The organism is Mycobacterium sp. NPDC050441 (genome assembly GCF_040655355.1).
Lineage (GTDB): Bacteria > Actinomycetota > Actinomycetes > Mycobacteriales > Mycobacteriaceae > Mycobacterium.
The window spans coordinates 522,809-543,528 of the sequence record NZ_JBFAJS010000004.1 but is presented as its reverse complement, the minus strand read 5'-3'; the positions used below and the strand labels follow the sequence as shown (position 1 = coordinate 543,528).

The 20,720-nt window shown below is 67.1% G+C and carries 19 protein-coding genes; 5 read left to right on the top strand and 14 right to left on the bottom strand.

The window, feature by feature from the left end; genetic code table 11:
• Positions 1–116: 116 nt before the first annotated feature.
• The 10 genes from AB0I14_RS15545 to glf all read right to left on the bottom strand — a co-directional run bounded on the left by AB0I14_RS15545 (position 117) and on the right by glf (position 11,743).
• Entirely contained in the window at positions 117–1,130 is a 1,014-nt protein-coding gene (locus tag AB0I14_RS15545) for a cutinase family protein (RefSeq protein WP_358022712.1), read from the bottom strand.
• Between the two features lie 42 nt (positions 1,131–1,172).
• Complete coding sequence (locus tag AB0I14_RS15540) at positions 1,173–1,619, bottom strand: hypothetical protein (protein WP_358022709.1); 447 nt, start codon at positions 1,617–1,619, stop codon at positions 1,173–1,175.
• 75 nt (positions 1,620–1,694) lie between these two features.
• A complete protein-coding gene (locus AB0I14_RS15535) occupies positions 1,695–2,606 on the bottom strand; it encodes an alpha/beta hydrolase family protein (protein ID WP_358022893.1) in 912 nt (303 codons plus the stop codon).
• Positions 2,607–2,817: 211 nt separating this feature from the next.
• The gene (locus tag AB0I14_RS15530) at positions 2,818–3,813 is read right to left on the bottom strand and encodes an alpha/beta hydrolase family protein (RefSeq protein ID WP_358022706.1); all 996 of its coding nucleotides are present in this window, start codon (positions 3,811–3,813) and stop codon (positions 2,818–2,820) included.
• A 134-nt stretch (positions 3,814–3,947) separates the two neighbouring features.
• Positions 3,948–4,883, bottom strand: a complete 936-nt coding sequence (locus tag AB0I14_RS15525) for an alpha/beta hydrolase family protein (RefSeq protein WP_358022890.1) — start codon at positions 4,881–4,883, stop codon at positions 3,948–3,950.
• Between the two features lie 185 nt (positions 4,884–5,068).
• On the bottom strand, positions 5,069–7,111 hold the full coding sequence (gene zomB / locus AB0I14_RS15520) for a flagellar motor control protein ZomB (protein ID WP_358022703.1): 2,043 nt from the start codon (positions 7,109–7,111) through the stop codon (positions 5,069–5,071).
• Complete coding sequence (locus AB0I14_RS15515) at positions 7,089–8,030, bottom strand: decaprenyl-phosphate phosphoribosyltransferase (protein WP_358022700.1); 942 nt, start codon at positions 8,028–8,030, stop codon at positions 7,089–7,091. The genes zomB and AB0I14_RS15515 overlap by 23 nt, the downstream gene beginning before the upstream one ends.
• Positions 8,027–8,560: a phosphatase PAP2 family protein gene (locus tag AB0I14_RS15510; RefSeq protein ID WP_358022697.1), complete on the bottom strand. Its 534-nt coding sequence runs from the start codon at positions 8,558–8,560 to the stop codon at positions 8,027–8,029. The genes AB0I14_RS15515 and AB0I14_RS15510 overlap by 4 nt, the downstream gene beginning before the upstream one ends.
• A 1-nt stretch (position 8,561) precedes the next feature.
• Entirely contained in the window at positions 8,562–10,499 is a 1,938-nt protein-coding gene (locus AB0I14_RS15505) for a glycosyltransferase (RefSeq protein ID WP_358022694.1), read from the bottom strand.
• On the bottom strand, positions 10,496–11,743 hold the full coding sequence (gene glf, locus AB0I14_RS15500; RefSeq protein ID WP_358022691.1) for a UDP-galactopyranose mutase: 1,248 nt from the start codon (positions 11,741–11,743) through the stop codon (positions 10,496–10,498). Before glf ends, AB0I14_RS15505 begins: the two co-directional genes overlap by 4 nt.
• Before the next feature lie 239 nt (positions 11,744–11,982).
• Between glf and AB0I14_RS15495 the strand changes: the two genes are divergently transcribed.
• Together AB0I14_RS15495 and AB0I14_RS15490 are read left to right on the top strand one after the other, a co-directional pair.
• Positions 11,983–12,939 (top strand): hypothetical protein, encoded by a 957-nt coding sequence (locus AB0I14_RS15495; RefSeq protein ID WP_358022688.1) that lies wholly within the window; start codon positions 11,983–11,985, stop codon positions 12,937–12,939.
• Between the two features lie 138 nt (positions 12,940–13,077).
• The gene (locus AB0I14_RS15490; protein WP_358022686.1) at positions 13,078–14,697 is read left to right on the top strand and encodes an N-acetylmuramoyl-L-alanine amidase; all 1,620 of its coding nucleotides are present in this window, start codon (positions 13,078–13,080) and stop codon (positions 14,695–14,697) included.
• A gap of 4 nt (positions 14,698–14,701) precedes the next feature.
• Here the strand turns inward: AB0I14_RS15490 and AB0I14_RS15485 are convergent, their stop codons facing one another.
• The 3 genes from AB0I14_RS15485 to AB0I14_RS15475 are packed head-to-tail and all read right to left on the bottom strand — an operon-like array spanning position 14,702 to position 17,086.
• On the bottom strand, positions 14,702–15,529 hold the full coding sequence (locus AB0I14_RS15485) for an HAD family hydrolase (protein WP_358022683.1): 828 nt from the start codon (positions 15,527–15,529) through the stop codon (positions 14,702–14,704).
• The gene (locus tag AB0I14_RS15480) at positions 15,526–16,287 is read right to left on the bottom strand and encodes a lysophospholipid acyltransferase family protein (RefSeq protein ID WP_358022680.1); all 762 of its coding nucleotides are present in this window, start codon (positions 16,285–16,287) and stop codon (positions 15,526–15,528) included. Before AB0I14_RS15480 ends, AB0I14_RS15485 begins: the two co-directional genes overlap by 4 nt.
• Positions 16,288–16,294: 7 nt before the next feature.
• Positions 16,295–17,086, bottom strand: a complete 792-nt coding sequence (locus AB0I14_RS15475; RefSeq protein WP_358022677.1) for a 1-acyl-sn-glycerol-3-phosphate acyltransferase — start codon at positions 17,084–17,086, stop codon at positions 16,295–16,297.
• Positions 17,087–17,176: 90 nt separating this feature from the next.
• On the opposite strand from AB0I14_RS15475, the gene AB0I14_RS15470 reads away from it, so the two are divergent.
• Together AB0I14_RS15470 and AB0I14_RS15465 are read left to right on the top strand one after the other, a co-directional pair.
• Positions 17,177–18,733, top strand: coding sequence for a Rieske 2Fe-2S domain-containing protein (locus AB0I14_RS15470; RefSeq protein ID WP_358022673.1), 1,557 nt, complete (start codon positions 17,177–17,179; stop codon positions 18,731–18,733).
• Complete coding sequence (locus tag AB0I14_RS15465) at positions 18,730–19,065, top strand: hypothetical protein (protein WP_358022670.1); 336 nt, start codon at positions 18,730–18,732, stop codon at positions 19,063–19,065. The genes AB0I14_RS15470 and AB0I14_RS15465 overlap by 4 nt, the downstream gene beginning before the upstream one ends.
• On the opposite strand, the gene AB0I14_RS15460 is transcribed toward AB0I14_RS15465, so the two are convergent.
• The gene (locus tag AB0I14_RS15460) at positions 19,062–19,877 is read right to left on the bottom strand and encodes a DUF5718 family protein (protein ID WP_358022667.1); all 816 of its coding nucleotides are present in this window, start codon (positions 19,875–19,877) and stop codon (positions 19,062–19,064) included. The genes AB0I14_RS15465 and AB0I14_RS15460 overlap by 4 nt on opposite strands.
• A gap of 120 nt (positions 19,878–19,997) precedes the next feature.
• On the opposite strand from AB0I14_RS15460, the gene AB0I14_RS15455 reads away from it, so the two are divergent.
• Entirely contained in the window at positions 19,998–20,696 is a 699-nt protein-coding gene (locus AB0I14_RS15455; RefSeq protein ID WP_358022664.1) for a hemerythrin domain-containing protein, read from the top strand.
• Positions 20,697–20,720: the final 24 nt, after the last annotated feature.

Sequence of the window (20,720 nt, the reverse complement as noted above, 5' to 3'; positions counted from 1 at the left end):
CGGCTCTATCAAACCCACTACCCGCGCACGAAGCTCTTATTTTTCTCTTAATGTTAAGGGACCGTGACGGTCCCGGCCAAATCCGATGCGCGATTGACGCCTCCGACCCGTCCCGGTCACCCGTGCTTCGGATGCGGCGCGTTGTCCACCAGGTCTTTGGTCCAGCTCAGCGTCCACTGCGTGGCGGTTTGTCCGTTCTCCACCCAGAACTGCGGGGTGTTGTACAAGGCGTGCACCGGACCGGCCGCACTGCCGGTCAGCGTCTCCAGCGTCTTGGGCAGGTTGAAGATCGAGAACGCCTCCTCCGGCGCCGAGCAGATCAGATCTCCCTTGCCGCAGATCTGATTCGTCCGGTCGTTGAGCGCCCCGAAGCCGCCCTGCCGCGGACCCGTCATGGTCAGGCCCATCTCGGACAGCACCGGCAACTCGTGCAGCGTGATCTCGGCACCCTGGCCGGGCGGGTTGGGGCCGACATCCTGCCCGACACCGAGCTGGCGGCGGCCGTCGGCGATCAACGTCACGCCCAGCACCAGGTCCTCGTCCACCGGGCCTCGGCCGTTGCCGATATCGCTGGCCAGGTCCCCGCCGATCACCGCGCCCTGCGAGAACCCGGCGATCACATAGCTGGTCAGCGGGCACCGGTCGTTCATGTCCGTCAGCGCCTTGACTGCGCTGCGCTTCCCCTCGGCGCGGCTGTCGTTGTAGGACATCTGCTTGTCGGCGGCGAAGGGGTTATGGAACTGCGCGGTATAGGGCACCGTGTAGACCTCGAGGCGGTCCGTCCCGAACTGCTCGGCCATCGGCCGGCTGATATTCGACATCAGCGACAGCGGGAACTGGGTCGGGTTGAACGGGTCGTCCTGCGGCGAGGACTCCCAGGTACCGGGGATCGAGAGCAACATCACGTCGGGACAATCAGCGGACTGGAACTCCGGGCGCGGCTTACGCGTCGCCGACGGGCCCGGCACACCCGCGGGCGGCTGGGCCGACGGCGGTGCCGACGGGGTCTCGGGACGACGCATCACGATCACCACGATCGTCACCACCAGCACCACCACGAGTGCCATCGCCGCGGCGGCGATCAGGGCCAGGATGCGGTGCCGCTTCCTGCGGCCGGCATTTTTTGCCATGGGTTACTCGGGCTCCTCGCGTGCGGTGCGGTGATCTGCTTCTCAGCAGAGATGTTCGGTGGCGATTCGGATGTAGTCGGTGGCGGCGGCGTCGATCTCGCCGGACGTCGGGCTCTCCGCGGTATGGGCGGCCCGGACATCGCTGCGCACCAGCGGCAGGACGAAATCCCGCACGGCCTGGTCGTTCAGCTTGGCGGCGTGCGCCTGGCACACATACGACCCGATCGACAGCGCCAGCAGTTCACTGGACGGGTTGATCCCCGTGGCCTTGAGCTCATCGAGATAGGTGTGCTGCTGCGACGTGATGGCCAGCTCACCGGAGCGGCGTGGGAGAGGCTCCGCGGACACTGCCTGCGGCTGCGCACCGTTGACCTGTGACGTCGGCAGGGCCAGCGGCGCCATGATGTCGCCGCCCGCATCGCACGCCGTCAGCAACGACGCAGCGGACACCGCTACCACGAGGGTGGCCGACCGTACCGTGTGCTGCACGCTTCCACCGTACCGGCTGGTGAAAAGTGTCCCGGCGCAGCTGATTCTGGTCACTACGGTGTGCCGCGCGGAAGGCTACTTGATGGTCGCGACCAGTTCGCCCGACATCTGCGCCAGCTGCGGGGCCCAGCTACCCCAGTCATGCTGGCCACCGGACGGCATGTCGAAGTGCCCGTTGCTGCCGCCGACGGAGCGGTAGTGCTGGTAGAAGGACCGGTTGCTGCCCTGCGCCAGATCGCAGACGCCGATCATCGCGGCCGGATCACTGCACGTCAGCGCGGCCGGGCTGTACACCCACAGCCGGGTGTTGGCATCGGCCAGCAACTGCACGTGCACGTCAGGGTCATGCCACTTCCAGCGGCCCAGCTGTGGGGCACCCCACATGCCGTAGCTGTCCACGCCGCCGAACTGCGCCATGCCTGCGGTGATCGCGCCGTTGAGGGTCGTGGCCGACGGAGTCAGGAAGCCCGACAGCGATCCGGCGAAGCGGAACCGGTCGGGATGGAACGCGGCCAGCGCCAGCGCGGCCGTGCCGCCCTGCGAGGCTCCGACGACTCCGTGCCCGCCCGGGGCCAGGCCCTTGTTGGCGGCCAGCCAGTCCGGCAGCTCGGCGGACAGGAAGGTCTCCCACTGCTTGCTGCCGTCCTGCTCCCAGTTGGTGTACAGGCTGAACGCGCCACCGGCCGGGGCTGCCACCGAGATTCCGCGACCGGCCAGGGTGCTCATCGCGTGACCGGCATTGACCCAGTTGCTGACGTCAGGAGCCGCGTTGAACGCGTCGAGCAGGAACACCGCGTGCGGGCCACCGCCCTGGAACGCCACCGGGATGTCGCGGCCCATCGCCGCCGACGGGACCATCAGGTATTCGACGCCCTCGGCCCGGGCCGGCGCGCCCGTCGTCGCGGACACGGCCCACAGGCCGGCACCGAGTACCGGGGCCAACAGGGCCAGCAGCATCGCCCGCATCAGACTCAACGCACGTCTCATCATCGACCTCTCCCGCTGCCTGCCGGACTTAGAAAGTGCCCCCGCACACATAACCCGCGTTGTAGTGAACCACATCGACCTCACAGCCGGGGCGGCAATCACCTGGCCCCGGAAACGGCTGACGGCGGCGATCCGTGGGGATCGCCGCCGTCTTCCGTTGTCTATCTGGATCTATCTGGCGTCTGCGCCAGATGTGCTACCTGCCGTCCGCTCAGGCGGTCGGGGTGGCGCCCAGGACCCGCTGCAGATCAGGCTTCATGGCCTGCAGCTGCTGGCCCCAGTAGGCCCAGTTGTGCGTACCGCTCTGCGGGAAGTTGAACACCGCGTTCTTGCCACCGGCCGCGATGTACTTCTCCTGGAAGGTCGAGTTCGTGCGGCACACGAAGCCCTCGAGGAACTTGGCGGGCATGTCGGCGCCACCCAGCTCGCCGGGCTTGCCGTTACCGCAGTAGATCCAGATCCGAGTGCCGTTGTTCGCAATCGTGGCAACGTTCTCGGTCGGGTCGTTGGCCTTCCAGGCGTTGCCCGGGTCACCCGTCTTGCCCCACATGTCATCGGCCTTGTAGCCGCCGGCATCACCCATGGAGACACCGATCAGCATCGGCCACCAGCCCTCGGACGGGTTCAAGGTGCCCGACAGCGAGGACGCGTAGATGAACTGCTCCGGGTGGCGTGCCGCCAGCATCAGAGCCGACGAGCCGGCCATCGACAGACCGACCACGGCGCTGCCGGTCGACTTGACGTCCTTGTTGGCCGCCAGCCAGGCCGGGAGCTCCTGGGTCAGGAAGGTCTCCCACTTGTAGGTCTTGCAGCCGCCGTCCTTGCTGCCACAGGCCGGCTTGTACCAGTCGCTGTAGAAGCTGGACTGGCCACCGACCGGCATCACTACCGAGATGCCCGAGTTCAGGAACCACTCGAACGACGGCAGCTCGATGTCCCACCCGTTGTTGTCCTCCCGGGCGCGCATACCGTCGAGCAGGTACAGCGCAGGCGCACCCGCACCACCGCTCTGGAATTCCACCCGGATATCGCGTCCCATCGCTGCCGACGGGACGTCGAGGTACTCGACCGGCAGGCCGGGCCGAGACCAGGCTCCAGCGGTCGCCGAGCCGCCCACGACGCCAACCAGGCCCGGCAGCACGGCTGCTGCCGCGACCGCGACCGTCAGCCGGCGCGACAGGCCGCGCATCTTCCCAACGAACTTCATACGCTCCCTATCCAATCTCTTCTTCGTATTCCGCACATCGATGCAAGACCGACGTAAGCGGCGCACGTGCCCGTGTAGTCAACCACACGATGACGTGTTGCTTCTCTGCAGCAGTTGTCGTCCCTGGTCGCCTCTCAGCCGTTGATGGTCGCGATCAGGTCTGGTTTCAGGGCCTGCAATTGAGCGGCCCAGTACGGCCAGGCATGGTTGCCCGCCGATGGGAAGTGGAAGCTCGCGTTTGTGCCGCCCGCCTGGGCATAAGCATCCTGAAAGTCCTTGTTGCTCTTGATCGCCAACGTTTCCAGGCTGCTGGCGCTCATTGCGAGGTTCGGGTCGGATCCCTCGTCGAGGCCGGTGGCACCGCCCGGCGCGCAGTACACCCACAGCCGGGTGCCGTTCGCCACGATCTTGGCCACCTGCTTGATCGGGTCGTTGCGCTTCCAGGCGCCGTCCCACGGCAGGCCCCACATATTGTCGACGTTGTAGCGTCCCGCATCGAGCATCGCTACGCGGATCGCCTGTTGCATCAGCAGAGCCGATGGGTTGAGGAATCCCGAAAGCGACGCCGCATAGGTGAACTGGCCCGGGTGGTAGGCCGACAGGATCAGCGCGGCCCCGCCCGACATCGACAACCCCACCACAGCGTTTCCGGTCGTGGAGACCTGCTTGTTGGCGGACAGATAGGCCGGGAGCTCCTGTGTGAGGAACGTCTCCCATTTATAGGTATAGGTCTGTTTGTTCAGACTCGACGGCGAATACCAGTCGCTGTAGAAGCTGGATTGTCCGCCGACCGGCATGACCGTGGAGATTCCGGAGCCGTTGAACCACTCGAACGCGGGAGTGTTGATGTCCCAGCCGCTGAAATCGTCCTGGGCCCGCATGCCGTCCAACAGATAGACCGCCTTGCTGGGCCCGCTGGGCGCGACCGCCGAGCCCGGACCCTGGAACTGCACACGGATGCTGCGACCCATCGACGCCGAATACACGTCGAGGTACTCGACCGGCAGCCCCTCACGGGAGAACGCACCAGCCGTCGGCGCAGCCGCGATCGCCCCAAGACCGGGCAACATCGCGAACGCGGCCGTGGCCGTCAGCAGGCGCCGGCCCCAACGGCGCATGCCGGAGACACCAGAGGTCAGCATTGGTTTCTCGTACCGTCCGTTCAAGATCGATCACGCGGGCTCGTCTGGGTATCGGCGCCGCCCGCCCGGGCGTTACCGAATACACAGAATCCGGTCCTACGGATCTGGCCCCGCTACGGTCCGGTGGCAGGCATCCCCGTGTACGGCGGGTTCTTGGGCTCGGGGACCGGCAGGCCGCATCGCATCAGGTCATAGAGCGGCACGCGGTCGATCCGGTACTTGGTGAACTCGTACGCGTGCGCCAGGTTGGACAGGAACCGCCGGGGGCTCATCTCCCCGCGCACCGAGTTCAGCATCGTCTCGGTGGCCGGGCAGTCCAGTGCCGCCTTCGCCTGCGAGATCCATTCCTCGTCCAGGTAGGGCGGGATGTACGGCCTGGTCTTGAGGAACGGTCCTTCGGCGACGGCCCAGTCCGGGAACAGGTTCTTGTCGTGGCCGATGCGGCCGTCGGTCAGCCGTTGGGTGTGCATCGCCAGCGGATTCGTCAGACCGATCTGGTCGATGACCCGCACGTCGAGCCCGACGTTCATGCCCAGCATGCCCATGTTGGTGAAGAACACGGTGTGCGGGGTTTCCAAGGCCCGACGGGCTGCCGGGGTGAGATCAGGTGGCGGCGGATAGGCGGGGACGACGTCCCACTGGTCGTAGTTGCCGGCCGGCAACAGCAGCGCCCCGTCGGGGGTGTTGTTGATCGCGGTCAGCACCGCACGCATGCGCGGATAGTCCAGGTAGTCGGCGGCGGTCAGCGGGTGCGCATGACCGGTGGCCTGCGAGTAGAACCGGCGCTCGTCGACGATGCCGGTGTAGGTGACTCGGGTGCCGTCGGCCCCCAGGCCCGACGAGTTGGCGGCCCAGATCGACCAGCCCACCACCGAGGCCCACAACACGCTGGTGGCTGCGGCCAGCAGGTAACCCGTCTCCCGGGTGAACCTGGTGCCGTCGGGCAGCACGACCGGAATGACCGCGACGGGCATCAGCAGACAGAACAGCGGCGTCAGCAACACCCGGCCGTGCATGAAGTCACCGCCCTGCCGCACCCAGTAGATGCCCTGCAGCAACCCGCTGGCGAACATGAAAAGCACTACCGCGGCGGGACTTTGGACGGTGCGGGCCAGCCAGCCATAGCCGCGGGGCACCTGATGGCGCACCCACCAGGGCCGGGTCCTCGTGGTCAGCAGAACCCCACCGAGCGCGGCCAGCAGCAGCACCGGCACCCACAGCAGGTACGGGTGGTTGAAATTGGTGAGATAGGTCAGGCCCTGGGACCACTTCGATCCCGAGGCGTCCTTGGCCACCGCGGTGCCCGGCACCAACAGCCCGTAGTAACCCATCCGGAAGATCTGGTAAGCAACCGGCAGCAGTCCACCGGCCACCACGATCAGGCCCCGGCGCCGCCAGCCGCGCGCCGCGATCAGCATCATGACCAGTGCGCCGCCGCCGATCAACGCCAGCTCGGGGCGGATCAGCACGCTCAACCCGGCCAGGGTGGCCAGCGCCCCCTCGAAGTACTTGCTGGACGCCGGATTCGGTGCACCCTTCGGTGTCCCGCGCCGCGTTGCCGGAGCCGCACGCAGAGCCTGCGACCAGCACACCAACATCCACCACAGCAGGCCCAGATAGGCCAGAACCAAACCGTTTTCGAGCCCTGAGGTGGCGAAGTCGCGGGCCGGCGGGACAGCGATGTAGACCAGCGCGCCGGCGGGCAGCAGCAGGGCCCGGCGGCCCTGCAGGCTCGGGGCGTACAACCGGCCGGTGCCGAGCATCGCCAGGACGACGCCGAGCACGCTCAGCGTCAGCGCAAAGGCCAGCGCCACATACTCCATCCGGACCGGACCGCCGAGCCATGCGCCCAGCGCGACCAGATAGGTCCACACGGTGGAGGTGTTGGCCTCGATCCGCTCACCCGCGTTGAAGACAGGACCGTTGCCCGCCATCAGGTTTCGCACCGTCCGCAGCACGATCAGGCCGTCGTCGGCGATCCAGCGGCGCTGCCAGGCGCCCCAGCCGAACAGGCCGGCCACCACGACCACGCTCACCCACAGGCTCACCCGCACCGAGACGTCGTAGGGAAACACCGGCCACCGCGCCAACCGGGCACCCACGCCGCCCGCCAGGCGGCGCAACGTAATCCGGTCAGCTGAAGTAGATGGCTGCACCGATGGTTCCGATCCAGGCCAGGAACAGGATCTGCAGCACTCGGTCTTTCAGCGCAATCTCCTCAGGCTCACCGGCGATGCCACCGTCGATGTCAACCGCATAGCGCAGGATCGCGACGGTGAACGGAACCATCGTGATCGCGTACCACGATGCGTCCTGGCCGTCGAGACCCAAGGCGTCGTTGGCACTGTCGCGCCCGAACGCCCACAGGCCGTAGCAGAGCACCATCGCAGTGGCCGACAGTGTCCAGACGAACCGTAGATAGGTGCTGGTGTAGCTCTCCAGCGACTTGCGGATCTTGGCCCCGGTGCGCTCGGCCAACTGCAGTTCCGCGTAGCGCTTACCGGCCGCCATGAACAGCGAGCCGAAGGCCATCACCAACAGGAACCATTGCGACAGTGGGATATCGGCGGCCACACCACCGGCGATGGCGCGGATCAGGAAGCCCGAGGACACGATGCAGATGTCGAGCACGGCCTGGTGTTTGAGCCCGAAGCAGTACGCGAGCTGGATGGCGATGTACACCGCCATCACCAGCGCCAGATCCGGGGTCAGCAGCCACGCGATGCCCAGCGAGGCCAGCGCAAGAACGACGGCCAGCGTGTAGGCCATCCACTCCGGCACCACACCGGCAGCGATGGGCCGGAACCGTTTCGTCGGATGGGCGCGGTCGGCCTCGACGTCACGGGCGTCGTTGATCAGATAGATCGACGACGCGGCCAGGCAGAACACCACGAACGCGATCGACACCTTGTAGGCGAGGTCGCCGTAGTCGTACTGGATGCCGCTGCCGACCGCGGCCAACGGGGCGGCCAGGACGAGCAGGTTCTTGATCCACTGGCGCGGACGGACAGCCTTGATCAGCCCGGCGGCCAGATTCTTCGGCGGGCCGAGTTCCGGCAGCACTTCCTCACTCATTTGGCCACTGTCTCCTTCGGCCCGACACCGGCAGTTTTTCCAACCACAGAACCGACGGCTGCCCCGACGGCCACGCCGGTGAGAACATCGGTGGGATAGTGCACGCCCAGCACCAGACGTGACAGCGCCATGGGCACCACCAGCACCGCGCGCACCGGCAGACCGGTGGTCCGGGCCAGCAGCACCGCGGCTGCGGTGGTCGAGGTGGCATGTGCCGAAGGGAAACTCAACCGGCTCGGCGTCCCGACGTTCACGGCGATGTCGGGGTGGTGCGGCCGCTCACGGCGCACCACCCGCTTGATCAGTACCGCGGCGGCATGGGCCAGGAACGCACCCGCGCCCACCGCCAACCAAGACTTGCGCTTGGCCGGCTGCGCCAGCGCACCGGCGGCCGCGAGCCCGAGCCAACCCAGACTGTGCTCGCCGAAATGCGACAGCGCACGCGCGCCGCTCAGCACGCCGGGCCGGGTGGCCAGGGCGGACTGCACGGCAACCAACACGGCGTCCTCGCCGCGCGGGGCATCGGTCATGTCAGTTTTTCTCCGCCGACTCGGTCAGCAACACCGTCTCCCACTTCTGGGTGCTGGTCAGCACCGGCAGCGCCTCACGATAGACCTTGCGCAGGCGGTCGAACTGACGGACCACACGCAACTGCTGCCGCAGCGAGGCACGCAGCAACGCGAACATCTTGGCGCGGTCCCGCTGCCGGTACACCACACCACGCCCATCGGCGGTGGTGACGGTGACTCCATCGGCCCGGCACAGCGAGAACCAGCGGGCGTCCTGGGTCGCCACGTTGATCTGCGGCCGGATGTGGGTTTCCGGATCGTGCTGACGCAGTTGGTGGACGACGCCACGGGCCAGGTTCACGACGATCGCCGGCTTGGAGACCGGGATGCCGATCTTTTTGCGCCTGATATCCGAGGCCGGCGGCAGTTCGGTGGCACCGCCCAGCACGACGGCGTCGGGGTAGTCCTGGCGCATCTTGCGAATGTCGGGCAGGGCCGATTCCAGGATGGAGAAGATGTGCTCCGGGCCGGCCAGGAAGTCCTCCATGGCCCGGTTCTGGATCGCGACCGTCGAGTATTCAAGGCACAGAAGGTGTTTGAAGGTGGCCTTGAGGTGGCTGGCCAACAGCCCCCGCACGTCGCCATCCCAGTGCAGCGCGGAGACCACCAGCCGGTTACGCAGGTGGAAATAGGCCTGCCAGTCGATGGCGTCGTCTTTGTCGCTCCAGGCCATGTGCCAGATCGCCGCACCGGGCAGGGTGACCGTGCGGTAGCCGTGCTCGGCGGCGCGCAACCCGTACTCGACGTCGTCCCACTTGATGAACAGCGGGACCGGCTGGCCGAGCTCCTCGGCCACCTGCCGCGGGATCATGCACATCCACCAGCCGTTGAAGTCCACGTCAACCCGGCGGTGCAGCAGCTTGCTGCGGTCGGATTCGGTGTCGTCCAGCGCGTACTTGGCGAAGTCGTGGTCGTATTCGGCGTTGGGGGCCGCCGACCACATGAAGTTCGCCCGGTCGACCATCTCGCCCATGATGTGCAGGTGTGACGGCTCCTGCAGGTTGAGCATCTGCCCACCGACCAGGATGGGTTCCTTGGCGAACCGGTTCATGGCCAGGGCCCGCAGGATCGAATCGGGTTCGATGCGAATGTCGTCGTCCATGAACAAGATCTGTTCGCAGTCGGTGTTCTTCAGCGCCTCGTACATGACCCGGCTGTAGCCGCCGGACCCGCCGAGGTTGGGCTGGTTGTGGATCGTGAGCCGGTTGCCGAGCGCGTCGGCGGCCGCGGTGAATCCGGGGTGATCCTTGGCCTTGCTGGTGCCCTGATCGGACACGATGACCGCGCTGACCACCTCGTCCACCAACGGATCCGAGGTCAGGGCGGCGAGCGCGTTGACGCAGTCCGAGGGACGGTTGAAGGTCGGGATGCCGACGGCGATGTTGCCCCGGCCCGGCGCGGGGGACGGCGCGTACCACCCGGCGCTGTGGACCCGGACCGCGGTGTTGCTGGTGATGTCGAACCAGATCCAGCCGCCGTCCTCGAAGGGGGTGAGGTCGATCTCGAACTCGACCGCCGCCGGTTCGCCGGAGTCGCCGCTGGAGACGGGGGCCCCGCCGACGGTGATCCGGGCGCCGGTGGCCTTGGACCGGTAGACGTCGACGCGGGCGGTGCCGGTCAGTTCGACGCGCAGCACCACCGATTTCAGGGTGGACCAGCGCCGCCAGTAGCTGGCCGGGAAGGCGTTGAAGTAGGTCGCGAACGAGATGCCTGACTCGGTGCCGATCTCGAGGGTGGTCCGGGTCGGCGCGTGGGCCCGGCGGGCATTGGTCGTGTCTTCGACGAGATAGAGCTTGCGGACGTCCAGTGGCTCACCCGGTCGCGGCAGGATCACGCGGGCCAGCAGACTGACCGCCCTGGATTCTCCGGCGTCCAGTGCGCCGGAAGGGATGTCGCTCATGCGTTGCTGCTTTCCTTGTCGGTCTGCTCGGTCACCAGCGGCGCACCGTCAGCCAGGTGCGGTGCCAGGGTGTTGTCGTACATGTTCAGTGCGCTGGCGATGGCCATGTGCATGTCGAGGTACTGGTAGGTGCCCAGCCGGCCACCGAAAAGCACCTTCTCCGAGGCGGTTTCGGCCTTGGCGCGGGCGCGGTAGGAGGCCAGGAGGGTGCGGTCGGCCTCGGTGTTGATCGGGTAGTACGGCTCGTCGTTCTCTTCGGCGAATCGCGAGAACTCCCGCATGATCACCGTCTTGTCGGCCGGGTAGTCCCGCTCGGGATGGAAGTGCCGGAACTCGTGGATCCGGGTGTAGTCCACGTCGGCGTCGTTGTAGTTCATGACGGGCGTGCCCTGGAAGTCTCCGGTATCGAGCACCTCGAGATCGAAATCCAGTGTGCGCCAGCCCAGCCGACCCTCGGAGTAGTCGAAGTAGCGGTCCAGCGGACCGGTGTACACGACCGGGGCGTCGGGGTTGGCCGCGCGGAGATCGTCGCGCACGTCGAACCAGTCGACGTCCAACCGCACCTCGATGCGGTCGTCGGAGGCCATGTTCTCCAGCCAGGCGGTGTAACCGTCGACCGGCAGGCCCTCGTAGGTGTCGTTGAAGTAGCGGTTGTCGAACGTGTAGCGCACCGGCAGCCGGGTGATGTTGGCCGCCGGCAGCTCGCGCGGGTCGGTCTGCCACTGCTTGGCGGTGTAGTGCTTCATGAACGCCTCGTAGAGGGGGCGCCCGATCAGCGAGATGGCCTTCTCCTCGAAGTTGGCCGCCTCGTGCCCGGCGATCTCGCTGGCCTGATCCTTGATCAGGGCGCGGGCCTCGTCGGGGGTGAAGTACCGGCCGAAGAACTGCGAGACCAGGCCCAGCCCCATGGGGAACTGGTAGGCCTGGCCGTCATGCATCGCGAAGACGCGGTGCTGATAGCCGGTGAAGTCGGTGAACTGCCGCACGTAGTCCCACACCCGCTGATTGGAGGTGTGGAACAGGTGGGCGCCGTACTTGTGGACCTCGATGCCGGTCTGCGGTTCGGCTTCGGAGTAGGCGTTGCCGCCGATATGCGGGCGGCGTTCTATAACAAGGACACGCTTGTCCAGCTGCGTCGCCACACGCTCAGCGATCGTCAGACCGAAGAAACCGGAACCGACGACGATTAAGTCGAAATGACCGCTGGACTGGTCTGTAGCGACCCTGGGAGATAAGGACGTCATCGGCAGCCAGGGTATCCGACCGTGCCGCTGTGCCCGAATTCGACAAAGCGCGCAGGTCGCAATTCGCTCACGATTCAATATCGTCACTCTAGACCCACGAGTAACAGCCTTAACATCGATCTCGTTGGCATTCATGGGCTCCACACCAACTGGTCCGGAACCGCCGATGAAGCAAGCGGAGAGCACCCCGTGCAATCCGAAATGCAGTCCTTAACTGCAAACATATTGAGGAGACTTCCGTGCCGAACCGCCGTCGACGCAAGCTCTCGACAGCCATGAGCGCAGTCGCCGCAGTGGCAGTCGCAAGTCCAGTCGCCCTAGTTGCCATGTCGCAGCTGTCCCCCGCGCCCCAGGAGCGCGAGTTCACCCAGGCTGCGCTGGTCACCGACCTGCCGGGTGAACTGATGTCCGCACTCTCGCAGGGCCTGTCCCAGTTCGGCATCAACCTGCCGCCGATGCCGACAGGCATGCTGACCGGCGCATCGCCGACGCCGACGCTCGGCTCGCCGACCCTGACCTCTCCTGGGCTGGCGTCGCCGGGTCTGACGTCACCGGGGCTGACCGCGCCGGGCCTGACCGACCCGGGCCTCACGTCGCCCGGACTCACCTCGCCCGGACTCACGTCACCGGGGCTGACGTCACCGGGGCTCGCCTCACCGGGCCTGACGTCCCCTGACGCCGCGCTGACCAGCCCCAATGGCCTGTCACCCAGCTTGACCTCGCCGACGGCCGGGCTTCCGGCCGCACCCGGCGGGCTGACCAACCCGGCACTCACCCCGCCGACGACCGGCTCGCTCACCAACCCGGCGCTCACGCCGGCCGGTGTCGCGCCGGGCGGGCTGACCACCACCCCGGCCGGCTTGGGCGGTGGGGGCCTGACCTCGCCTACGGGCCTGGACCCGGCCCTGGGCGGCGGTCTGACCAGTCCGGGTGAGGTGCCGATCTCGGCTCCGATCGGGCTGGACCCCAGCGCGGGCACCTACCCGCTCCTGGGCGCCGACCCGTCGCTGGCCGCGATGCCTGCCACCGGCGGCGGTGGCGGCGGCGGTCTGTTCGGCGACCTGTCCAGCGCAGCTCAGCAGCTCGGCGCCGGCCAGGCCATCGACCTGCTCAAGGGCATGGTCATGCCGGCGATCACCTCGGCGATGAAGCCGCCGGTGCCCGCACCGCCGGTCCCGGCCCCGCCGATCCCGTAAAAAGGCCCGGTTAGAAGAACGGCACCGCAGAAGCCATCGGCTCTGCGGTGCCGTTGTGTCCGGTGCCGGCGCGCGAAAGGCGACGCGCGGGCCGTGTCGAATCATTCGTAACATCAGACTCATACGTAACATCAGTCCGTGCAGTCCCGCCGCTCCGCGCCGTCGATTCTCTTCACCGCACTCGCGGCGACGGTCGTGATCGTGCCGTGGGCCATCTCCGGAACGGATTCTGGCGAACACCCTGACCAGGCGAACGCTGCACCGCAGCTCACACAGCAACCATTGGACAATCTCGCGGTCGGTGAGAGCATCCGTGAGATCCATCAGGACAGCCCGTTCTCGATGGTCGCGCTCACCTCTCCGGACCTACGTGGCACTTCCGCCCGGGTCCGCGCCCGCAAGGACGACGGCACCTGGGGGCCCTGGTACCAGGCCGAGAACCTCGACGGGGTCGGCGCCGACACTCCCGGCCCGCGCGGCACCGAACCGGTGTTCGTCGGCCGCACCACCACCGTGCAGATCGCCGTCACCCGCGCACCCCAGGCGCCCGCCCCGCCACCGCCAGGGAAGACCGGGAAGACCGACCCGGCCAAACCGGGGCTCGGCTATGTGCCGGCCAACGTCGAAGCACCCATCGGCCAGAACGTCACCGCGGTGCTGATCAGCCCGCCCCAGTCCCCCGTCGACGTCGGGCCGCTGCCGACCGCCGCCATCAACCCCGGCCAACCGCCGACCATCATCGGACGCGCACAGTGGGGCGCCAACGAGTCGATGCGATGCGGAAACACCGTGTACGACAAGGGCATCCGTGCCGGCATCGTGCACCACACCGCGGGCAGCAACGACTATGCGCCCGAGGATTCGGCCGGCATCATCCGGTCGATCTACGAGTACCACACCCGTGAGCTGGGCTGGTGCGACATCGCCTACAACGCCATGGTCGACAAGTACGGCCAGGTGTTCGAGGGCCGTGCCGGCGGCATGGACAGGCCTGTCGAGGGTTCCCACACCGGCGGCTTCAACATCGACACCTGGGGGGTGGCGATGCTGGGCGACTTCGACGTCGTGCCACCGACCGAGATCCAGGTGCGCAACACCGGGCGCCTGCTGGGCTGGCGCCTCGGCCTCGATCACATCGACCCGCGCGGCACCGTCGTGCTCACCTCCGCCGGCGGGTCGTTCACCCATTTCCCCCGCGGAGCCACCCCGACGCTCCCGACGATCTTCACCCACCGCGATGTCGGCATCACCGACTGCCCCGGTAACGCGGCCTACGCCCAGATGGACCGCATCCGCGACATCGCCGCCCGCTTCAACCGGCCCCCCGGCCCCGAGGACCTGGCCGACCAGATGCGCGGCGGCGCGATCTTCGCCCGCTGGCAGGCGGCGGGCGGACCGGCCGGCATGCTCGGCAACCCGACCTCTCCCGAGACCACCGGTGAAGGGGCCGCCCGCTACGCCACCTTCGAGCACGGCGCCGTGTACTGGTCACCGGACAGCGGTGCACAACCGGTCACCGGCGGCATCTACGAGGCATGGGGAGCGCTGGGCTTCGAACGCGGAGTCCTGGGCCTGCCGACCAGCTCGGAGATTCCCGAGCCCCAGTGGATCGTGCAGAACTTCCAGCACGGCACGCTGAACTTCGACCGCGAGAAGGGCACCGTCACCCGCGTCGTCGACGGTGTGCCGGTGGAACTGCCCCCGCCGTCACCTGATCAGCAGCCGGTGCAGCTGGAGCGTTTCACCCCGATCACCTGACCGCTCAGGACCACCAGCGTTCGAGCACCCGGGCCACACCGTCCTCGGCATTGGTCACGGTGACCTCGTCGGCCGCGTCCACCGCCTCGGGGTGGGCATTGCCCATCGCCACACCCCGCCCGGCCCAGCTCAGCATCGGTATGTCATTGGGCATGTCGCCGAAGGTCACGACGTCCGCGGCGGTGAGCCCCAGCGGGGCGGCCAATTCCGCGACACCGGTGGCCTTGCTGATGCCCAGCGGCACCACCTCGATCAGACCGTTGTTGGTCGAATAAGTGATATCGCCCTGTAACCCAATGTGTTTGAGAAGTTCAACAGCCATGTCGGCACTGCGTGCGCCGGCCTTGCGGATGAGCAGCTTGACCGCGGGGGCACTGAGCAGATCCTCGACCGACACCTCGGTGTTGTCCGGGTTGAGCCAGGCGTGTTCATATCCCGGCGAGCTGACGAACTGCGGGGTCGCGGCGTCGTGCGCAGAACGACCCACCCGTTCCACGGCCAGGCCCGCGCCCGGAATCACCCGCGTGGCGATCTCGGCGAGCTCACCGAGCACCTCGGTCGAGAGCGTGTGCGCCGACACGATGCGGTCGGTGGCCGGGTCATAGATCACGGCGCCGTTGGCGCACACCGCCATCGGCGCCAGGCCGAGGCCGTCGACCACCGGCGCGATCCAGCGCGGCGGCCGTCCGGTCGCCAGGACGAACGTCGCCCCCGCCTCGACCGCCGCCTGTACCGCCGCCCTCGTGCGCGGCGTGACCGTCTCGTCCTCATCGAGCAGCGTTCCGTCCACGTCGGTGGCGATCAACCCCGGCGTCCGCTCGGCACCCGTCACTTTTTTCCCGTCGCTTCACGTTCGGCGCGCTTGCGCGCGCGTTCGGCCAGTTCCGCCTCGTCGAGCAACTTTGCTTCGACAGGCGTCGGCGCACTTCCACCGAGCCGGTTCGGAACCCAGTACGCCCCGGCCGGTTCGGGGTAGTCGTGCTGAGCCTGGTCCAGCAGTGACGACATCGCGGCCCGCAGCGTGTCATCGATCCGGGCGACCGAACCCGTCGCCACGATCGGCCGGCCGGCCACCACCGTCACCGGAATTTTCTTGCGCCCCAACGCCTTCGGATGGTCTTTGGTCCAGATGCGATGAGCACCCCAGACGATCAGCGGAATGATCGGGACACCGGCCTCCAGCGCCATGCGCGCCGCACCGGTCTTGAAATCCTTGAGCTCGAAGCTGCGACTGATCGTCGCCTCCGGGTACACCGCGACGAGCTCGCCGCGCCGCAGCGAGTCCACCGCCGCGGCATAGGCACCGGCTCCGGCCCCGCGGTCCACCGGGATCGTCCCGGTGTGCTTGATCAGGTAGTCCACCGCCTTCACCTGCTTCATCTCCGCCTTGATCATGAAGCGCATCCGGCGGCCACGTTCGGTGGCGGCCAGAGCGGCGGGCAGAAAATCGACGTAGCCGGTGTGGTTGATGGCCATGACGGCACCGCCCGTGGCAGGCAGATTGTCCAACCCGCGGAAGGTGATCCTGGTTCCGGTGGCCCTGACCGCGAGCCCGGCGGCAATCTCCAAGCTTCGGAAAACCGGTTCCATAGGCGACTTACCCCGAGACCCCGGTGGGTCCAGAAGGTCCAGCGGGCCCATCCAGCGCACGCTTGGCCGCCTTGGCGGCGGCCTCGTCGGCATCCATCCGGTTGGCCTCGGCCAGCGTCGGGGCCGAACCACCGAGCCGGTGCGGCACCCAGAACTCACCGGCCGGATGCGGCCCGTAGGCGTCCTGCACCTGGGTGAGCAGATGTTGCATGCGTGAATGCAACAGTGCGGTCAGCTCGGCCGCGGGCAGGGTGGGCTGGATCGGCTCGCCCACCGCGATCGAGATCGGCACCTTTGGCCGGTACAGCGTCTTGGGGTGCCCCTTGGTCCAGATGCGCTGCGCACCCCACACGATGTGCGGCACGATCGGCACCCCGGCCTCGATCGCCATCCGCGCCGCGCCGGACTTGAAGTCCTTGATCTCGAAGCTGCGGCTGATCGTCGCCTCCGGGTACACCCCGACCAGTTCACCGGCCTTGAGTTGGTCGACAGCTGCCTCGAACGAGGCGGCGCCGCTGTCACGATCGACCTCGATGTGACGCAGGCTGCGCATGATCGGCCCGGTGATCTTGTTGTCGAAAACTTCCTTCTTCGCCATGAACCGCACCTTGCGGCCCCGCTTCTGCAGGTAGGCAGGCAGACCGGCGAAGGTGAAGTCGAAGTAGCTGGTGTGGTTGATGGCCACCACCGCGCCGCCGGTGACCGGGACGTTCTCCACCCCGGTCACGTTGAACTTCAGCCCCTGCATGCGCCAGGTCAGCCGAGCGAGTTGTATGACAGTCCCGTACACCGGTTCCACGTGGCCAGCCTAATCCCAGCCCGTATCGGAGCGTCACCCAACTCGGGCTAGGCTGGGCGGGCATCAAAGCACTCCATCGAAAGGCCGTTTGTGCAGGTCACCAGTGTCGGGCATGCCGGCTTCCTGATCGAGACCAAGGCTGGCAGCATTTTGTGCGACCCGTGGGTCAACCCCGCGTACTTCGCCTCCTGGTTCCCGTTCCCCGACAACACGCAGTTGGACTGGGACGCTCTGGGCGATGTCGACTACCTCTACGTCTCACACCTGCACAAGGACCACTTCGACCCCGAAAACCTGCGCCGCCACGTCAACAAGGACGCCGTGGTGCTGCTGCCCGACTTCCCGGTGCCCGACCTGCAACGCGAACTGACCGCCCTGGGCTTTCACCGGTTCTTCGAAACCACCGACTCGGTCAAACACACCGTGCGCGGCCCCAAAGGCGACCTCGACGTGATGATCATCGCGCTGCGCGCACCCGCAGACGGCCCGATCGGCGACTCAGGGCTCGTGGTTGACGACGGCCAGACCGTCGTGTTCAACATGAACGACGCCCGCCCCGTCGACCTCGACATGGTGCACAGCGACTTCGGGCAGATCGACGTGCACATGCTGCAGTACTCCGGGGCCATCTGGTACCCGATGGTCTACGACATGCCCGACCGGGCCAAAGAAGCGTTCGGCATCCAGAAACGCCAACGTCAGATGGACCGGTGCCGCCAATACATCGCCCAAGTCGGGGCGAGCTGGGTGATCCCCTCGGCCGGCCCGCCGTGCTTTTTGGATCCCGAACTGCGCGATCTCAACGACGACCACGGCGACCCGGCCAACATCTTCCCCGACCAGGTGGTGTTCCTGGATCAGATGCGCCGCCACGGCCATGACGGCGGGCTGCTGATGATCCCCGGCAGCACCGCCGAATTCACCGGCTCCCAACTCGATTCACTGACCCACCCGGTCGAGGACCCCGAGACGATCTTCACCACCGGCAAAGCCGCCTACATCGAGGACTTCGCCCAACGCATGGCCCCGGTACTGGCCGCGGAGAAAGCCACGTGGGCACCGGCAGCCGGTGAGCCCCTGCTGCCCGGACTGCGGGCGCTGTTCGAGCCGATCATGAGCCAGACCGACCAGATCTGCGACGGCATCGGCTACCCGGTGGAACTACGGCTGTCCGGCCCCGAGCACAGCGAGACCGTGGTCCTGGACTTCCCGAAACGCCTTGTCCGCGAACCCATCGCCGACGAGAAATTCCGCTACGGGTTCGCGATCCCACCCGAACTGGTGCGCACCGTGCTCCGCGATGACGAACCGGACTGGGTCAACACCATCTTCCTGTCCACCCGGTTCAAAGCCTGGCGCGTGGGCGGCTACAACGAATACCTGTACACATTCTTCAAATGCCTCACCGATGAGCGCATCGCCTACGCCGACGGCTGGTTCGCCGAAGCCCACGACGACACCTCATCGATCACCCTCGACGGCTTCCAGATCCAGCGCCGCTGCCCCCACCTGAAAGCCGACCTCTCGAAATTCGGTGTGGTGGAAGGCAACACCCTCACCTGCAACCTGCACGGCTGGCAGTGGAACCTGGACAACGGCAAATGCCTGACCACCAAAGGCCACGAGTTGCGGTGCAGCAAGTCATGACCGCCCCGCGCCAGTACTACGACGACGGCCTGATCCAGCTGGATCGAGAGGCGATCACGTTGCGGCGCTACCACTTCCCGTCGGGAACCTCGAAGGTGATCCCGCTGCGGTCGATCACCGGATACGAGGCCACCCCACTGGGGTTGTGGATGCAGCGCTTCCGGTTGTGGGGCAGCACCGACCTGCGCCGCTGGCTGCCGCTGGATGTGCACCGTCCGCTGCGTTCGACGCTGATCACCCTCGACGTGCCGGGCACTTACCCGAAGCCGGCGTTCACCCCGGCCCGCCCGGACGAGTTCGTCGCCCGCCTGGAGGAATTGCTCGGCGGCTAGCGCGCCGAGACCACCTGCCGCAGTTCGGAAGCCGCGCTGGAGGCGCTGTCGTACACCCGGACGATGGCCTCGTCACCCGGCTTGAGGAAGGTGGACTCGCCCAGCGGGGTGTAACGGGTGGCACCGATGCCGATCAGCACGTTCTCGGGATGACCGCTGGCCACCATCAACGCGCCGACATCCTCCAGCGGCGTATCGGCCGAACCCTTCTGGTTGGCCAGCCGTTCGACGATCCAGTCCAGCAGCACCTCGCCGTAATACGAGTAGCCCACCAGGGGTGAATCCACGCCGTAGGCGTGCTGCTGGCCGCCGTCCTCGCTCAGGTAGCAGACCAGCCGCATCGTGGCGGTCGGACCGTCCGGAGTGAGGTCACTGATCTCGAAGAATTGCGGTGCAACGCCTTTGGAGGCCGGGCCCCAGTTCTTCTTGTAGCTGATCTTGGGTGCGCCCGGCCTGCGGATCGAGCAGTCGTTGAAGGCGCCGAGGGCGAACGGCTCGAGCCGCACCACGGTGTCGCCGTTCCACACCGCGCGGCAGGCCACTCCGACCTCAGGCTCGATCTGAAGGTTGAGCGGGCCGTCAACCTCACCGGCGTCCGGCAGCACGATGGCATCGCTGGACAGCGGGAACTCACCCAGGAAGTCGTCCCGGCCGGGGGCGTACCACGGGAAGATACCTTTGGGCGCATACCCTTCGGTCACCACTTTGACGAAATCCCCGGCCTCTCCGGCCTGTTCGAGGTGCCCCGCGAAGTTGCCGGCCACGCCGAAGCCGAACCAGTTACGCAATTCGGCAAGGTCGATGTCGATCATGGCTGCAACCCTACTGTGGCCGCGACAAGCCGGTAACAAGTCGCGCTTAAGTCGCCGGTACCAGGCTGTGCTCCGCGAGTGCCGATCCGCACCGGATCGGCCGAACCCGAGGAGTTTTCCGTGCCGACAACCACCCCTACCACCAGCGTCTCACCTCGTAGCGCGGGCGATCCCGCACCGGACCTGCTGGGTATCACGTTGGCTCACCGCGTGATGCTGGCCGACCTGCTCCGCCTGAGCGACCTGGCGGCGGCGGTGCGCGACCGGGATGTGATCTGCACCCCCGGCCGTGCCCGGGCGATCTCCCGATACGTCGAGTTGCTGTGCGATTCCATCCACCATCACCACACCACCGAGGACGCGGTGCTGTGGCCGGTGATCCGGGCGAGTGTGGGCGACCACGTGGATCTGAGCGAGCTGATCGACGACCACGCAGCGCTGGACCCGCGGTTGGAACAGCTGCAGGCCCGCGCCGCCGCGTTCCGGCTGTCGATGGGTGACCGCCATATCGCCGGCCTCATGGCCATCGAGCTGGCCGAACTGGCGGCCTTGCTGACCGAGCACATCAACGACGAGGAGATGGCGGTGTTCCCCATGATCACCGAACACGTCTCGGTGACAGATTGGGCGACGGTGGAGAAAGCCGCCCGTAAAGGCGGGTCGTTGTGGTTCGAGGGTCCGCGGGCGCTCGCCGTGATGAACGACGACGAGCGCGCACAACTGGCCGGGCAGGCGGGGATCGAGCTACGGATGATGCTCGCCGTCGTCGGGTTGCGGTACCGACGCCTGGAGCGGGCGGTCTTCGGCGTCAGTCGATAAGCCGGCACCGCCGGCGTCAGTCGA

Coding starts and splice junctions, on each gene's coding strand:
- AB0I14_RS15545 (WP_358022712.1), bottom strand. CDS start 1,130: ATGGCAAAAAATGCCGGCCGCAGGAAGCGGCACCGCATCCTGGCCCTG.
- AB0I14_RS15535 (WP_358022893.1), bottom strand. CDS start 2,606: ATGAGACGTGCGTTGAGTCTGATGCGGGCGATGCTGCTGGCCCTGTTG.
- AB0I14_RS15530 (WP_358022706.1), bottom strand. CDS start 3,813: ATGAAGTTCGTTGGGAAGATGCGCGGCCTGTCGCGCCGGCTGACGGTC.
- AB0I14_RS15525 (WP_358022890.1), bottom strand. CDS start 4,883: ATGTTGCCCGGTCTTGGGGCGATCGCGGCTGCGCCGACGGCTGGTGCG.
- AB0I14_RS15515 (WP_358022700.1), bottom strand. CDS start 8,030: ATGAGTGAGGAAGTGCTGCCGGAACTCGGCCCGCCGAAGAATCTGGCC.
- AB0I14_RS15510 (WP_358022697.1), bottom strand. CDS start 8,560: ATGACCGATGCCCCGCGCGGCGAGGACGCCGTGTTGGTTGCCGTGCAG.
- AB0I14_RS15505 (WP_358022694.1), bottom strand. CDS start 10,499: ATGAGCGACATCCCTTCCGGCGCACTGGACGCCGGAGAATCCAGGGCG.
- glf (WP_358022691.1), bottom strand. CDS start 11,743: ATGACGTCCTTATCTCCCAGGGTCGCTACAGACCAGTCCAGCGGTCAT.
- AB0I14_RS15480 (WP_358022680.1), bottom strand. CDS start 16,287: ATGGAACCGGTTTTCCGAAGCTTGGAGATTGCCGCCGGGCTCGCGGTC.
- AB0I14_RS15465 (WP_358022670.1), top strand. CDS start 18,730: ATGACCGCCCCGCGCCAGTACTACGACGACGGCCTGATCCAGCTGGAT.
- AB0I14_RS15460 (WP_358022667.1), bottom strand. CDS start 19,877: ATGATCGACATCGACCTTGCCGAATTGCGTAACTGGTTCGGCTTCGGC.